General features: G+C 59.6%; 13 protein-coding genes. 4 read left to right on the forward strand and 9 right to left on the reverse strand.

The window, feature by feature from the left end:
* Nucleotides 1–2 precede the first annotated feature (2 nt).
* From HYN24_RS14245 to HYN24_RS14275, 7 genes are read right to left on the reverse strand one after another with little or no spacing between them, the layout of a single operon-like run.
* Nucleotides 3–371 carry a 2Fe-2S iron-sulfur cluster binding domain-containing protein gene (locus HYN24_RS14245; protein ID WP_117609869.1) on the reverse strand — a complete coding sequence of 123 codons (369 nt, stop codon included), beginning with the start codon at nt 369–371 and terminating at the stop codon, nt 3–5.
* 19 nt (nt 372–390) lie between these two features.
* The gene (locus HYN24_RS14250) at nt 391–1,452 is read right to left on the reverse strand and encodes an NADH:ubiquinone reductase (Na(+)-transporting) subunit F (protein WP_117609870.1); all 1,062 of its coding nucleotides are present in this window, start codon (nt 1,450–1,452) and stop codon (nt 391–393) included.
* Between the two features lie 12 nt (nt 1,453–1,464).
* Entirely contained in the window at nt 1,465–1,821 is a 357-nt protein-coding gene (locus tag HYN24_RS14255) for a phenol hydroxylase subunit P4 (RefSeq protein ID WP_117609871.1), read from the reverse strand.
* 58 nt (nt 1,822–1,879) lie between these two features.
* Entirely contained in the window at nt 1,880–3,436 is a 1,557-nt protein-coding gene (locus HYN24_RS14260; RefSeq protein ID WP_117609872.1) for an aromatic/alkene/methane monooxygenase hydroxylase/oxygenase subunit alpha, read from the reverse strand.
* Between the two features lie 13 nt (nt 3,437–3,449).
* Nucleotides 3,450–3,719 (reverse strand): MmoB/DmpM family protein, encoded by a 270-nt coding sequence (locus tag HYN24_RS14265; RefSeq protein ID WP_117609873.1) that lies wholly within the window; start codon nt 3,717–3,719, stop codon nt 3,450–3,452.
* A gap of 8 nt (nt 3,720–3,727) precedes the next feature.
* Entirely contained in the window at nt 3,728–4,717 is a 990-nt protein-coding gene (locus tag HYN24_RS14270; RefSeq protein ID WP_117609874.1) for an aromatic/alkene monooxygenase hydroxylase subunit beta, read from the reverse strand.
* A 37-nt stretch (nt 4,718–4,754) separates the two neighbouring features.
* On the reverse strand, nt 4,755–5,030 hold the full coding sequence (locus tag HYN24_RS14275; protein ID WP_117609875.1) for a phenol hydroxylase subunit: 276 nt from the start codon (nt 5,028–5,030) through the stop codon (nt 4,755–4,757).
* Nucleotides 5,031–5,417: 387 nt separating this feature from the next.
* Here HYN24_RS14275 and HYN24_RS14280 point away from each other — a divergent pair, with 387 nt between their 5' ends.
* The 4 genes from HYN24_RS14280 to rpoH all read left to right on the forward strand — a co-directional run bounded on the left by HYN24_RS14280 (nt 5,418) and on the right by rpoH (nt 12,594).
* Nucleotides 5,418–7,091: a sigma-54-dependent Fis family transcriptional regulator gene (locus HYN24_RS14280; protein WP_117609876.1), complete on the forward strand. Its 1,674-nt coding sequence runs from the start codon at nt 5,418–5,420 to the stop codon at nt 7,089–7,091.
* Nucleotides 7,088–7,627, forward strand: coding sequence for an antibiotic biosynthesis monooxygenase (locus tag HYN24_RS14285; RefSeq protein ID WP_117609877.1), 540 nt, complete (start codon nt 7,088–7,090; stop codon nt 7,625–7,627). The genes HYN24_RS14280 and HYN24_RS14285 overlap by 4 nt, the downstream gene beginning before the upstream one ends.
* Before the next feature lie 391 nt (nt 7,628–8,018).
* On the forward strand, nt 8,019–11,570 hold the full coding sequence (locus tag HYN24_RS14290; RefSeq protein WP_117609878.1) for an indolepyruvate ferredoxin oxidoreductase family protein: 3,552 nt from the start codon (nt 8,019–8,021) through the stop codon (nt 11,568–11,570).
* A gap of 163 nt (nt 11,571–11,733) precedes the next feature.
* The gene (gene rpoH / locus HYN24_RS14295) at nt 11,734–12,594 is read left to right on the forward strand and encodes an RNA polymerase sigma factor RpoH (RefSeq protein ID WP_117609879.1); all 861 of its coding nucleotides are present in this window, start codon (nt 11,734–11,736) and stop codon (nt 12,592–12,594) included.
* 58 nt (nt 12,595–12,652) lie between these two features.
* Here rpoH and napH read toward each other — a convergent pair whose 3' ends face one another.
* Together napH and napG are read right to left on the reverse strand one after the other, a co-directional pair.
* Entirely contained in the window at nt 12,653–13,519 is an 867-nt protein-coding gene (gene napH / locus HYN24_RS14300; RefSeq protein WP_117609880.1) for a quinol dehydrogenase ferredoxin subunit NapH, read from the reverse strand.
* Entirely contained in the window at nt 13,516–14,397 is an 882-nt protein-coding gene (napG, locus tag HYN24_RS14305; protein WP_256372098.1) for a ferredoxin-type protein NapG, read from the reverse strand. Before napG ends, napH begins: the two co-directional genes overlap by 4 nt.
* Between the last annotated feature and the right edge of the window lie 40 nt (nt 14,398–14,437).

Genomic DNA, 14,437 nt, shown 5'->3' on the forward strand with positions numbered 1-14,437 from the left:
GCTTACCCTTCGTTAGAAGACGCTGCCGCCGACCACAAAGAGACAGGAGGGGGCGCCCCCTCCTGTGGCCGACAGACGTTCTTGGCCATTTTTCCCAGCACCTTGAGGGTAATGTCGCTGCTTGGCCGTACCCGGCAGGCCAGGACGCGATCCGCCGCTTCATCCTCGGCGCTCACGTACTCCCGGCTCATCACCCGCTTGACGTAGGTGCCGGCAGTAATCTCGACCTTGCAGACGCCGCAGCCACCGCCGCGACAGCCGACCGGAATGCCCTTCTTGCCCAGACGCTCCATGCCGACAAGCAGAGATTCGCTCGGCGAACAGCGAAAGCTCTCGCCGGTTTCCTCGATCTGCACGGTGTAATAGATCATCGATCGCTCCCGGCCCGGTTCAGATGTTCTTGAACAAAGGGCTCTTCAATTGCTGCGAGGCATCGGCCGCGGAGAAGAACTTCTCCATGTAGATATCCCGTTCGAACAGGCGTCCCTGCATGAGCGTCGTGATGCACGCCTCGATCATGGCCGGGGGCCCGCACAGATAAGCCTTGTGGCCACGGAAGTCATTGTCGAAGTGAGCTTTGGCCGCCTCATGGACGAAGCCTCGCGCACCGTTCCAGTCAGACCCCTCCGGCTCACCCGACAAGGCCGGGACGTAACTGAAGTTGGCGTGCTTCTCGGCGAGAGCACGGAACTCGGCGTCGTAGTACAACTCGTCGCGATTGCGCTGACCGTACACCAGGGTCATCGGCTTATCGAAGCCGTCGGCCAGCATGTCCTCGATCATCGACTTCGGGCTGGAGAGCCCCGAACCACCCGCCATAAAAATCAGCGGCAGATTGGCTGACTTCTTGACGAAGAAGCGGCCATACGGCCCGGCCAGCTTGAGCTTTTCGCCCACTTCCAGCTTTTCGTGCAACCAGGTGGTGACCTGACCGCCCGGGACAATACGCACGTTAAGTTCGACGATGTCGCCACTTTGCGGCGAATTGGCCAGTGAAAACGCCCGGGATTGCCCATCCAGCGACGGTATCTCAAGATTGATGTACTGCCCGGCCTGGAAATCCATGGTCCGATCCAGTTTCAGCCAGATACCCTTGATCGTCGGTGTCAGCGATTCGATGCGCACCACTTCACCCACGTAGTCCTGCACCGGGAGATTGCGCGAATCGGGGTCTTCCTCGATCTCCGCTTCAATCACCGTATCCGACTCCAGCCGGCAGCAGCAGGCCAGGGTCTTGCCTTCTTCACGCTCGAAATCCATCAGCGCAAAGGTCGAGGCTTCGCCATGGTCGACTTCGCCGTCCACCACCTGCACCTTGCAGGTGGCGCACAGGCCGTGACAACAGGCGTGGGGCAGATAGATGCCGGCGCGCAGGGCGGCATCGAGGATGGTTTGCCCATCCTCGACTTCAATCGTCTGGCCAAGCGGTTCAATGGTCAGTTCGTAGCTCATGCCACCCTCGAATCAGAAGTTAGTGCCGTTGCCGTTCAGGCCCGGGGTTTGCAAGCGCAATGCATCCTTATGCTTGATACCCTGCTCGGCGAGTGTCTTGTTCATATCCGGCTGGAAGGGTTGGCCAGACTTGAGCCAAACGACCTTGCTGAAGTCGATATTCGCCCAGTCGGCGTGGCGACTATAAGCAAAGGTCAGCGTGTTCTCGATCAGTTCGGAAAACTTGGTACTCGGCGGCACCACAAAAGCGAGGGGTGCAGCAAACAGGAAATGGTCATCCCAACCGACGTAAAGCAGCTGGTTGCCATGGAACTTGTCCTGGGTATCCGCAGCAGGATATTGATAATCGTAGAGGGCTTTGACAGCCATGTTCGTCTCCTAAATTTTTGTACGGAGGGCGAAGCCGCCCTCCGTTGGTATTGATCGATCAGGTGTTCTGGACGGCCACGCCGCGCCAGGCAGCAAAGTTCGCCTGATCGCCGGAACCCTCGTAATCGCAGTTGTCCTTGCCGTTCTCGATGTGGCACCACTCGAGATACTTGAGTAAGGGATGGAAGCCTTCGGCCGTCGGATCGGTACCTTCCGGCCAGCAGTTGCCCATATAAACCTGATGCACCGGCAACCAGGCCTGGATGTACTTCTCCGGCTCGTCGTCAAAGATGTGCTTACAGCCATCCGAGCAGGTGTGGTACTTCTCACCCTTGTGCTCCGACTCGCGGTAGCAGATCTTGGTCGGGTCATCCGGCTCGGTAAAGAGCATCGGAATCTGACAAACCTGGCACAGCATGGGCAGGGTATTGGCGTAGAAACGCTCACCCTTGTCAGCCATTTCACGCAGCTTGTCGAAACGCGGACGGTAGTACTTGTCAAACGTGGTCGGGTATTTTGCCGACAACCAGTCCATCTCATCGGCGCTCGGCAGCCAGGTATGCAGGCCCATGGCGTGCCCGTGGGTACACAAGGTCAGCCACAGTTGGTGCGAGAGGTGCTCTTTGTCGACCGTGCATTGGGCAATGCAATCCGGCACCTTGATGCCGTACTTGGCGAGGTCGTTGAACAGCGCGCCGCCGTTCTGCTCGAAGTAGATTTCCCAGGCTTCCTTCCAGCTCATGACGCGCTTCGGCAGCATGTAATCCATCATCGTGGCGACCAGGCTCAACACACGGATGCCGCGCCAGGCCCACTTGTCGATCCACTTCTGGACGATGGGCAGGTTGTCCGGGTCCTGCTCGAGCATGAACTTGATGCACTCGAGGCCCAGCGTCATGTGACGGGCTTCGTCGGACTGGGCCGAGAAACCGAAGGTCACCGTCGCCATGTCACCGTTGTAGGCAGCGCCGGACATGAAGGGCACGAACAGCAGGTTGGTCAGGACGTATTCGAAGCTGAAGCCGATGGCGATCATCCACTCGAAGGGACCAGCGCTGAAGGCGTCGTCGAAGAAGGACTTGGGTACGGAGAGGTACCAGACGCGTTCGATCTGATGCGATGCGCCGGCATGGAAGCCTTCGTAGAACTTGTTGTAGTTCGACATCGCATGAATCTGGGTCTGGGCGTGACGCACTTCGTCGATCGACTGCATCAGGCAGGCAACGCGCGGGCCGACGCCGGGGAAATTACGGCCGGCCGCAGCGAAACCGCGGTGGGCCATATATTCGAGCGGCGAAATACCGGTCAGGAACAACTTGACGGCACTCAGGTAGCGCGCATCGGTGATGCCAAGGTGGCCGTTGTTCTGGGCAAAGGCGTCGAGCACGGCGTACAGCTTGCGCTCCTTCTCGGCCTGGTATTTCCAGTAGGCGTCCATGGTCAGGCGGAAGGGGTCTTCCCACTTGTCCCAGTCGTGCACCTTGATACCCTCGAAGGTGGCTTGCGGGAATACCTTTTCTTTCGGCTGGTAGGTCGTTTCCCAATCCAGGCCACGGGTCATGTGGGCGTATTTTTCCTTGAGGCCCAGTTTCTTCTTGCTGGCTTTCATATCCATGTCGGTTTACTCCTCAATTCTTCCAGGACAGGGTGAAGGTATCGTCGTCTTCATCCAGATGGCCGGAAATGGTGATCAGGTTGATCTGCAGTTCCTGCAGGTCGAAATCGCGGCCAATGAGCTCCTCGATCGATTCGCGCTTGATGACCAGGGTGCCTTCGGCGTTGATCTTGACCATGGCGGGCTGCTCTTCGAGGCTGGCGTGCTGATTGTCAGCAAGGATGGCTTCAACGATAGGACGCGTGTCTTCGTTGGTTTGAAAGGCGATAAAAACGGTAGACATGACAGCTCCTAGACAGCCAGGCCGAGCTTGGCGCAGCGGGCATTGAATTCGGTGACGACATCTTCGAGAACACCGACCGCCTTGTCGCCCAGGGCGCGATTGGCTAGCGGCGTCAGGGCTTCGAGCGTGGCGGCGCGGTACTGCTTCACCCAGTCGCTGAGGACAGCCTTGTTCTCCGGCGATTCGGCGGCGGCAACCTTGATCTGGGCATCAACCCACTTGGCGGTTTCGCCCGCCCATTCGCTCATGAAGCGGGTCATCATCGAGATGGCCGTGCCACCGTTGGCCGAGAATTCGCTGTCGAGGTGATCGTAGAACAGCGGGTAGGAAAGACCTTCAAGCACCAGGTTCTGGGCCACAAAAATCTCGAACCAGTCCTCAAGCACCAGCAGGTTTTCGACATGGCGACGCATCGGCTGCCACAGGGCGCCGTTCATCCAGGCATCCTTGGCCGTGTCGAGCGCTTCCGGACCGTCGAGCACGAGGCCGATGCGGGTCAGGTACTGGGCGACGCCGAGGTGATCCATGGAGTGGTACAGGCAGGCCTGGGTGATCACGGTACCGTAGCCGTAGGCGGACATGTAGGCGTTGCCCATGTTGCCACCCCATTCGGCATGGCGCATCGGCACCAGAATGTCGAGGGCGATCTGCTTCTGCTCGGCCGGAATCAGCTCGGCCAGGCCGCGATCCTCAACCATCTCGAAGATTGATTCAGCGGCATCCTGCTGCCGGGCGCGGGCGATGGTGTAGGAACCGTAGTAGTACTGGCGCGGATCCTTCAGCAAATACCAGTCCTTCATCTGGACCTTGGTGCGCTTCTTGTCGAACAGAACCTTGTCTGCGTCCCATGCCGGACGATAGTGGAAGATGCTTTCCTGCTGGATGTTGTAGCTGCCTTCCTGATAGCGGCTGGCCGGCTTGTCACCGAAGCGCTCCACCAGGTGGTCGAAGGTATTGCGCAGTGGCTTGATCGCCACCGTACGCAGATCGATCTGCATGTAATGTCTCCTCTTATTGTTCCCGTTACCGGGATGTTCAAACAGCGTCTGAAATATCCCGCCGCGAAATAGCGTTCAGGCGCGACGCCCAGTCACCCGAATCGGGCTCCATGGGATCAAGAACGATGACTTCGTTGGTCAGGCAAAACTCGTGGAAAGCCGCTTCGGGAAGCATCAGTTCGACAGCCAGCTCCGGATCACCAATCGCGAACTCGAACTCGATGAAGCCATCCGAGCGCTGACGGCATACACGGACGTAGCGCCTGATGGCGCCGAGGTTCGTGGCTGACCGATTTGTTTCCTGTTGAACCATGCTGAGCTCCTCCTGATAACGACCCCGCAGGTACGGCGTCGAGGAGAACCCTTAATCAAGTAACGTGCCAGAACATCAAGTCACTGTTTAAATTGAATTTAATCCAAAACAAGGAATCCACGATCAGGCAATAACTTATGATTTGATTAATCGGTTACCCATTAGTTAATCAATTCATCAATTCACAACCAGGGCACTTTTGAACGCAGACCCAATGTTGCCGGCGGGATCAAGGCCACCACAAAATCCGCCCAACGAATATAAAATCTCGATATTTTTCGGCCGATCTAAACCTTTTAGCAATCCGCTCAGCCACCAGCGGCAGTAGAATCGTTGCCTGCACATCCCGGTAATGCGCAACATCCGGGCAGAAGACAAAGAGACAACATGACGACTATTCAGTACCCAGCCTCGAATGACTTGCGTGAGCTGGTTCGCTTTTCCGAAAAAGACGGGACGATCTGGCTTGCCGACAACCGCATGGTGTTGATGCACACCTCGGCCCTCGGCGCCCTGCGCAAGGAGCTGATTGGTTCTGTCGGCAAGGAACACACCCGTCGCGTCCTGACCCGCATGGGCTATGCATCCGGCGTCCGCGACGCCGAACTGGCCAAGCGCATTCGTGGCAGCAAGTCGATGATGGACGCGTTTTTTACCGGCCCCCAACTACACATGCTTGAAGGCATCGTTCGCGTCAGCCCGGTAAACCTTGAAATCGACTTCAATACCGGCAAATTCTCCGGCGAATTTCTCTGGGAAAACTCCTGGGAGCAGGAAGTCCACATGCGCGAGTTTGGTCAGTCGGATGACCCCGTCTGCTGGACCCAGATCGGCTATGCCTCGGGCTATACCTCGGCCTTCATGGGCCGTTTCATTCTCTTCAAGGAGGTGGAGTGCGTCGCCTGCGGCCACAATAGCTGTCGCATCTTCGGCAAGCCGCTCGAAGAGTGGGAGGATGCCGCCGAGCACGCCAGTTATTTCGAATCCGATTCGATGCTCACCCACCTGCTGGAGCTGCGCAATCAGGTCGATTACCTGCGCACGACCATCTCGCAGCAAACAGCGTCGCCGAGTCTGGTCGGCAACTCGACCGGCTTCCGCCATGCCTACGATCTCGTCCAGCGCGCTGCAGGCACGCATGTTTCGGTACTGCTTCTCGGTGAAACCGGCGTCGGCAAGGAGCGTTTCGCGCGCACCCTGCATCAATTGAGCCAGCGCAAGCAGGGGCCTTTCGTCGCCATCAACTGCGCGGCGCTGCCCAACGACCTCATCGAATCCGAACTGTTTGGCGTTGAAAAAGGTGCCTTCACCGGCGCCCAGACTTCGCGCATTGGCAAGTTCGAAAGGGCCGACGGCGGTACCATTTTCCTCGATGAAATTGGCGAACTGCCACTTGCCGCGCAAGCCAAGCTCCTGCGCGTCCTGCAGGAAGGCGAGATCGAGCGACTGGGCGACGACCACGTGCGCAAGATCAATGTGCGAATCGTGGCGGCAACCAACGTCGATCTGCAGAGTGCCGTAAAGGAAGGCCGCTTCCGCTCCGACCTCTACTACCGTCTGAACGTCTATCCGATCCAGATCCCGGCGCTGCGCGAACGGGTTGCCGACATCCCCCTGCTCGTTAATTCGATGCTCGCCCGCTTCTGTACGCTCTACGAAAAGAAACTGCTTGGCGTCAGCGACAAGACGCTGCAGGCGATCAAGCGCTACCAGTGGCCGGGCAATATCCGGGAGCTCGAAAACATGATCGAGCGCGGCGTCATCCTCGCCCCGCAAGGCGGCTGGATTGACCTCGAGCACCTGTTCACACACGTCGGCGAGTCCGCCAACTGGGAATGCCAGATTTCACCGACCGGCAACCTTGAAAACAAGCCCGAGCCCTGCCGCACAGCCGCCCTGCTCGAAACCATCCTGGGCAGCGGCATTCCTTTAGAGGACCTGGAAGCCCGCCTGCTGGACGAAGCCGTCCGCCGTGCCGATGGCAATCTGGCCAGCGCCGCCCGCATTCTCGGCATTACCCGCCCTCAGTTGCAATACCGGCTGAAGCGCAACACACCATGACTGAAACCGTACTTCGCGTTGTCCGGCGCAAGGCCAAGCCGGGCTGCGAAGAAGCCTACGAGGCGCTGATCCGCGCCATGTTCGCCGACGCCAGCCAGTTTCCCGGCTACCTGTCGGCACAACTGGTGCCGCCCGAAGCACCCGGCGACGAATACCAGATACTTCAACGCTTTGCGACAGAAGATGATCTGGCCCGCTGGAATGCGTCATCACAGCGCACCCTCTGGCAAGAAAGATTGCGCGCCGTCGCCGAAGGCGATCCCGAGTACCGCCTGCTCACCGGCCTTGATGCCTGGTTTGCCCCCACCGTCATTCCAGCCAACAGCCCACCCCCCAAGTGGAAAATGACCGTAGTCAGCTGGCTCGGCATCTTCCCGACAGTCTCGCTACTGCTCTGGCTGATCACTCCCCTCCTCGCCAGCTGGCCCTTCCTGATACGGACTGCCGTCTTTACGGCACTGGTCGCCTTGGCGATGTCGTACCTCGTGATGCCCAGGCTGTCGCGCTGGATGTCGTGGTGGCTCATTAAAAAGTAGCGCCGCGGCAAGCCCAAGGCCCCCTCGCCTTGGACGACAAAAATGGGCAATTTCTCTTCTGGCAGTTCACCTGACGCCCATATTTTGGCGAATGGTCCGCACCCAGCGCACCCGCAATATTTATCGATTTTTTCCTACAATCTCGACATTTAAGTTGACGTCCGGACTGATTATTTGATCAACTTGCGCCCCATGAATTCACCATTTGGCAATTGATTTAACATTCAAAAATCGTCGCCAACATGAATTCATACCAATAATCAATGGGTTGAATCATTGGCACATTCCTTGTTAATGAATTTCCCGGATCAAGCTGTTCCAGCTTGGTGATCGGTGCAGGCCATTTCACCTGCGAGCAAAGAGCGACAAATAAAAACGGAGACACGCGGGCATGGCTGCAGACAACGAAAAGAAAGTTTTCACCCCCTTCACCCAGGAAGAAGGCGACATCCACCTGGGCGGTATTGACGCCCTGGTCCGCCTGACGCTCGACCAAGTGCGCACCGATGCCCGGCGCGGCCTGAAGACTGGGATGTTCGTCTCGGGTTATCGCGGTTCACCGGTCGGCATGCTCGACAACGCCCTGCTCAAGCAGCAGAAGACGCTCCTCGCCAACAACATTCACTTCGTTGACGGCCTCAACGAAGACCTCGCCGCGACGGCGGTGTGGGGTACCCAGATGCTGCACACGGTTGGCCAGCAGAAATTCGATGGGGTCACCGGCCTGTGGTTCGGCAAGGCACCGGGCGTGGACCGCTCGGGCGATGCCCTGAAACACGCCAACTACACCGGCATCGGCAAGAACGGCGGCGTGCTCGCCATTGCCGGCGATGACCCGAGCTGCAAGAGTTCGTCGCTGTGCTCGCAATCCGAGCCGATGCTCTACCACGTCGGGATTCCCTCGCTCTACCCGGCCAACGTCCAGGAAATCCTCGACTACGGTCTGCACGGCTACAACATGTCCCGTATGGCCGGTGTCTGGGTCGGCATGAAAATCGTCACCAATGTGGCTGATGGCACCGGCACCGCCAACATCTCGCCGGATCGCCTGAACTTCATCACCCCGGACCTGACGTTCGACGGCAAGCCCTTCACACCGAACATGAACCTCGGCATGAACGTGCGCGTCGAGGCGCTCGAGATGGAACAGTCGCTGTACACCCGTCGCCATGAAGTGGCGAAGCGTTACGCCCGCGCCAACAATCTCAATAACGTCGTCTTCCCCAACCCGGATGCGTGGATCGGCATCATCACCGCCGGCAAGACCTATAACGACCTCAACCAGGCCTTCCTGGAGATGGGCCTCGACGATCAGGCGCTGCGTCACTACGGTATCCGCGTCCTCAAGATGGGCATGCTCTTCCCGATGGAACCGACCATCATCCGTGAGTTCGCCCAGGGCCTTGAGGAAATCTTCGTCATCGAAGAGAAGCGTCCCTTCCTCGAAATGTTCGCCAAGCAGGTGCTCTACGGCATGGCCAACGCACCGCGCATCGTCGGCAAGTTTGATGAGGAAGAGAAGGAGTTGCTGCCGCACTACGGCGAGTTCGAATCCGACATCATAGTCCGCGCCCTGTTGAAGCGCCTGTCGCGCAAGACGCGCATCGAGTCGGCCGAGAACTGGGTCAAGCGCCTCGACGAAATCCACGCCCGCAACAAACTGCCAACGACCAACCGCACCGCCTGGTATTGCTCCGGCTGCCCGCACAACAGTTCCACCGTTGCCCCGGAAGGCAGCCTCGTCTCCGCCGGTATCGGCTGCCATACCATGGCCATGTGGATGGGCCGCAATGTCGTCATGGGCACCCACATGGGGGCCGAAGGCACGCAGTGGATCGGCATGGCACCGTTCACCGAAGCGCAGCACATCTTCCAGAACATGGGCGATGGCACCTACGCCCACTCCGGCAGCCTGGCCATTCGCTACGCCGCCTCGACCGGCGTCAACATCACCTTCAAGCTGCTGCGCAATGACCACACCTCGATGACCGGCGGTCAGGCCATCCAGGGCGAAGTGCCGGTGGTCAACATGATCAACGACCTGCTCGCCAATGGCGTCAAGAAGGTCATCGTCACTACCGACGAACCCGAGAAGTTCGCCGGCATCACCCTGCCGGGCGGCACCGAGGCCTGGCACCGTGACCACCTCGACGAAGCCCAGAAGGTGCTCGCCGCCACCCCCGGCTGTACCGTGCTCCTGCACGATCAGGAGTGTGCCGCCGAACTGCGCCGCGCCCGGAGTCGCGGCAAGGCCGAGGAGCCGGTGGAAGTCACCGTCATCAACGAGCGCGTCTGCGAAGGCTGCGGCGACTGTGGCGAGAAATCGAACTGCATGAGCGTCGAGCCGGTCCAGACGGAATTCGGCCGCAAGACGCGCATTCACCAGTCCTCGTGCAACAAGGACTTCAGTTGTGTGAAGGGCTTCTGCCCGTCCTTCCTGACCATTACCCCGAACCCGGCCCCGGCCAGTGCCGGCAAGAAAGTGAAGAAGGGCCGCATCCCGCTCCTTGATCGCGAATTGCCGACGCCGGTGAACAAGGTCGATGACAGCATCGGTTTCAGCATCCACGTCATGGGTATCGGCGGTACCGGTTCGGTCACCGTCGTCGCCACGCTGGCCAATGCGGCACGCCTTGAAGGCAAGCACGTCATTGGTCTGGACCAGACCGGTCTGGCCCAGAAGGGCGGGGCAGTCATTTCCGACATCAAGATTTCGCACGCACCGTTCAAGGGCTCTAACAAGATTTCTGATGGCCGTTCCGACCTCTATCTCGGTTTCGACATTCTCAACGCCACCGATCCGAAGAACCTCGACAAGTGCGGCAATGAGCGCACCATCGCGGTCGTCTCAACCACCCAGACGCCGACCGGCCAGATGGTGTCGAACCGCCATGTCAGCTTCCCCGCCGTCAATGGTCTGGTCGCCGGCATCAATCGGGTCAGTCGGGCCGAACACAACATCTTCCTCGATGGTCAGGCGATGGCCGAAGGTCTCTTTGGCGATGCCATGGCAACCAACAACTTCATGGTCGGCGTGGCCTTCCAGGCCGGCACCATTCCGCTCAAGGCCGGTTCGATCGAACATGCCATCAAGAACTCTGGCGTAGCGGTCGACATGAGCCTGGCGGCTTTCCGCTGGGGACGCATGGCCGTGATTGATCGCGCTTTTGTCGAAGCCGAGATTGCCAAATACAAGGTCGGTGGGGATATCGCGCTCCAGCCTGCACGGAAGCTCTCGCCAATAGCCCAGGCCATCGTCGATAGCATCGGTACGCAGGGCGAGGTTAAGCGTCTGGCTGAAATCCGCGTCCCCGAACTGATCGCTTTCCAGGACGATGCCTATGCCCGCCGCTACGCCGACGTGGTCAAACGTGTCGTCAGCGCCGAGCAGCGTGCCGTACCGGGTCAGAGCGCCCTATCCGAAGCGGCTGCCCGCTATCTATACAAGCTGATGGCCTACAAGGACGAGTACGAAGTCGCCCGCCTGCACACTGACCCGGCCTTGCTGGCCGAACTCGACGTGCAGTTCCCGCAGGGCTATTCGGTCAAGTACAACCTCGCCCCGCCGCTCCTGGCCAAGACCGATCCGGCCACCGGCCTGCCGCAGAAGCAGCAGTACGGCGCATGGATGGGCAAGGCCTTCGAACGCGTTGCCAAGCTCAAGGGTCTGCGCGGCGGTGGTCTGGACATCTTCGGCAAGAGTGAAGAGCGGTATCGCGAACGGCAGCTGATCGAGGACTACATCGCCCAACTCGACGACATCATCGGCAAGCTCAATCCGGCCAACCATGCCGCCGCCGTCGCCCTGGCCAGCGTACCGGACGAGATTCGTGGCTATGGGCATGTCAAGGAAAAAAGTCTGGCGGCGGCGATAGCCCTCGGCGCAGAGCGCCGGCAGGCTTTCATGACAGCTTCGTCCACCTCCGGGGCACAGATAGCCTGATTGATCGCCCCCTGACCAAAGGGAGCAAGCCAGCGACGAGAATTCGCCGGTTTGCGACTTTGGTTGGGGAGCGCACCAAGCCTCCAGAAACTTTTTCCTTCTATTAGCACTCATAGGCAGCGAGTGCTAATATATCTATGTAAATGAAGGAGAACATTACGCTATGACCCACGCACTGGCGCTTCCCGTCCCGTCAGCCATTGGTAACATCGACGCCTATATTCAGGTGGCGAACCGTTATCCGATGCTGTCCGAGGCTGAGGAGATCAGGCTGGCCGAGCGTTTCCACGACGAAGGCGACGTGGAGGCAGCGCGGCAGCTTGTTCTTTCGCACCTTCGCCTCGTCATCTCGATTGCCCGCGGCTACCTTGGTTACGGCCTGCCGCACGCCGACCTGATCCAGGAAGGCAATATCGGCCTGATGAAGGCAGTCAAACGTTTCGACCCGACGCGCGGCGTCCGGCTGGTGTCGTTTGCCATGCACTGGATCAAGGCCGAGATTCACGAATACATCCTGAAAAACTGGCGTCTGGTCAAAGTGGCGACGACCAAGGCCCAGCGCAAGCTGTTCTTCAACCTGCGCAGCCTGAAGAGCGATTACGAAGCCACCGATACGCTGTCCGGCACCCAAGCCGCCGAGGTCGCCGCACGCCTGGGCGTCAAGCAGGATGAAGTGGTCGAGATGGAAACCCGTCTGTCTGGCCGCGACATTGCCCTTGAGGGCAACCCGGACGATGGCGACGAAGCCTTTGCACCGATCGATTACCTCGCCGACTCGCGCTACGAACCGACCCGCGTCCTCGAAAACAAGGCGGTCGCCCGCCTGCACGAGGAAGGCCTGCACGAAGCGCTGGACACCCTCGACCCGCGCAGCCGTCGCATTATCGAGGCACGCTGGCTGCCGGATGGCGAAGCGGCAACGCTGCACGACCTGGCCGCCGAGTTCGACGTTTCAGCCGAGCGGATTCGCCAGATCGAGGTCAAGGCCTTGCAGAAGATGCGCGGTGCGTTGACGCCTGCCTGAACGATATTTAGTCAAAGCAAAGGGAGCCGTCGGCTCCCTTTTTCATGTCCACGCTGCATCAAGCCCGATTATTGAAGCGCGTACTGAAGGTAAATACATCCTTCGAGCAGACATCGACACAGCGCCCGCAGTTGGTGCAGTTCGGCGACAGAATAACCGGCCCGATGCCCTTGCACTCTCCCTTGAGCGCGGGCCGGATAACCTGAGGTTCGGGACAGACTTCAAAACAGTCCATGCAGTCATTGCAGGCCGCCCTGGCCGGCGCCGAGACGCGCAGCAGGCTCCACCGTCCAAGCAGGCTGTAGAAGGCACCGACCGGACAGAGACGGCCACACCAGCCGCGACTGATCACGAACAGGTCGAACAGGAAAACAGCCAGGACCACGGTCCATGCGGCCCCCATGCCGAAAATAATGCCGCGATGCAGCATCGAAACCGGATTGATCAACTCCCATAACACCACCCCGGTCAGTGCCGAGCCGACGATGGTCATGGCCAGTATCCAGTAGCGCGTCGTACGGCCAAGCTGGGCGCTACCCTTGATACCAAGGCGGGCACGCAACCAGCCAGCCGCATCGGTAACGACGTTGAGCGGACAGACCCAGCTACAATAGACCCGCCCGCCGACCAGAAAATAGAACGCCAGCACGATACCCAACCCGATCAAACCGAGCGTCACCGGAAAATGTCCGGTGGCCATCGATTGCAGGGCCACGTAAGGGTCAGTCAGCGGCAGGAAGCCCAGGGTGTAGCTGTAGGCCAGATTGCCCTTGACCACCCACTGGCCGAACCATGGGCCGGCGAGAAACAGGGCCAGTATGGAGAACTGCGACAGACGGCGCAGGATCAACCAGCGATGCGCACCAAACCAGCCTTTTTCAGCCACCGCCTCAGCCCCGGCACGTTTGATTTTGGCGTCGTTCATGGCTTGCCCCCGAGGCCTGGTGGCAAGCTCGGGATGGCCCCCGCCTCGCTGCCCGGCAGGCCGCGCGCCGTGGCCGTATGGCCGCTGGCCGGATCATAGTGACCGGGCAGAACGGTGCCTTCGGGTAGGCGATCAGGTAGATCGATCATCTTCGATTCGTCGATCAGCGAATGGCCGGCCTTGGCTTTTTCATCCCAGCCCACCCGGTAGTGCTGGCCAAGCACCCCCTTGGCCAGCTTGGCTGGCAGGACGCGAATTGCGGCTTCTTCCAGGACACAGGATTTCTCGCACTTGCCGCAGCCGGTACAGTGTTCGGAATGCACCGTCGGCAGGAACATGGCGTGGCGCCCGGTGCGCTGATTAGGCACCATATCGAGGGTAATGGCCTTGTCGATCACCGGACAGACGCGATAACAGACATCGCAACGCAGGCCAAGAAAGTTGAGACAGGTTTCGTGATCGATCAGCACGGCAAGGCCCATCCTGGCCTTGTTGATGTCGGTCAGCGAGTGATCAAGGGCATTGGTCGGGCAAGCCTTGATGCAGGGAATGTCCTCGCACATCTCGCACGGAATGTTGCGCGCCGTGAAGTAGGGCGTTCCGGTCGCCACCGGCGCCTCCGGCCTGGCCAGTTCAAGGGTTTCATAGGGACAGTCGCGGACACACATGCCACAGCGAATGCAGGCCCCGAGAAAGTCATCCTCCGGACCGGCGCCGGGTGGGCGCAGGGCCAGTGCCGGCAAGGCCTTCGCCTGTTTGGCGTAAAGCCCGAGGCCAAGGCCGAGCAGGCCCACCCCACATACCATCTTGGCCGAATCGAACATGAATTGGCGGCGAGCTGCACCACGCTTGGCTGGGTTTTGTTTAATCGTTTTCACTGGCATTCCATTCTGCCGTCGCTGATGCGCCCCGCAAGCC

The sequence above is a fragment of the Dechloromonas sp. HYN0024 genome (genome assembly GCF_003441615.1).
Taxonomy (GTDB): domain Bacteria; phylum Pseudomonadota; class Gammaproteobacteria; order Burkholderiales; family Rhodocyclaceae; genus Azonexus.